This is a genomic window from Nocardioides ginsengisoli (assembly GCF_039537225.1).
Classification (GTDB): Bacteria; Actinomycetota; Actinomycetes; order Propionibacteriales; family Nocardioidaceae; genus Nocardioides; species Nocardioides ginsengisoli.
In genome coordinates, this window is sequence record NZ_BAABAC010000038.1 from 22,585 (window position 1) to 23,491 (window position 907).

Here is a 907-nt window from a genome sequence, read left to right on the forward strand (position 1 = left end):
GATTTGCGTACGGTGGTCAGGTGAGCGGAGACGAGCTGCCGGGCCGCCTGGTCCTGGCCGTGCGGGTCGCGCCAGGGCACTACCTGGTCGAGGCCGGCCGATTGGAGAAGGGCGACCGGTTCACGGTCGACGGCCGAACGTTCGAGCTGGTGGGCGATCAGACCCCGGTGGCGACCTTGACCGTGCTGGTGAAGGTGCGCGAGGTCGAAGGCCCGGAGGTCGGCCGCGAGTTCACCGCACGCCTGCAGGGTGGGACACGGCAAACGTGAGCGCCAACGCCTGGAGCGGCCGGGACAAGGTCTGGAGCTGGCTTGCTGCCTCAGCGGCCCCGTACGTCTGGTGGCGCGCAACGGCGATCGAGGGCCACCAGGTGGCGCTGGTGGTCTGGGACCGGACCGCGGCCCCCTGCCCCGGCTGCGGGGCACTGGTGGACGCTCCAGCGCCGTTCTACGCCGGGCGGGGCGAGATCCTGCCTGAGGACAACCGGCACGACTGCGGGGCGGCCATCCCTCCAGCACCCGCCGTAGCCCGCTGGCTGAGCGAGGTTCAGTCCGAGGACGACGCACGGCAGATGCTCGCCCAGCTCGAAGAGACCCGGCAAGCCCGCAGCACTGACCCCTCTTCCGCGGGTGTTTGCCCTGGTCAACGGCAGTGATCCAACGCGATACCGCTAAAGCGTTATCGCGCGAAAGCGCGATTGTTCGATTGCCGTTGCCGAAGGCAACGCAGTGTAGGCGTTAAAGCGCGATAGCGCTTTTGCCTTTTAGCGGGTTGGGGTTTTCGCGCGAAAGCGCGATTGCAGGTCGTTGACCTGCATTTATGCGCGAAGCGCATTAGCACTTTCGCGCGAAAACGCAAATCAACCACGGCCGATCGGCGAAGCCGAATCGGGTGGGCGAAGCCCACC

2 protein-coding genes are annotated in these 907 nt (G+C 67.1%); both read left to right on the top strand.

Annotated elements, in window-relative coordinates:
- On the top strand, positions 1 to 269 hold a 269-nt coding region (locus AB4880_RS20110; RefSeq protein WP_367920992.1), incomplete at its 5' end, for a hypothetical protein.
- Complete coding sequence (locus tag AB4880_RS20115) at positions 266 to 655, top strand: hypothetical protein (RefSeq protein WP_344850718.1); 390 nt, start codon at positions 266 to 268, stop codon at positions 653 to 655. The genes AB4880_RS20110 and AB4880_RS20115, both read left to right, overlap by 4 nt.
- The last annotated feature ends 252 nt before the right edge of the window (positions 656 to 907 follow it).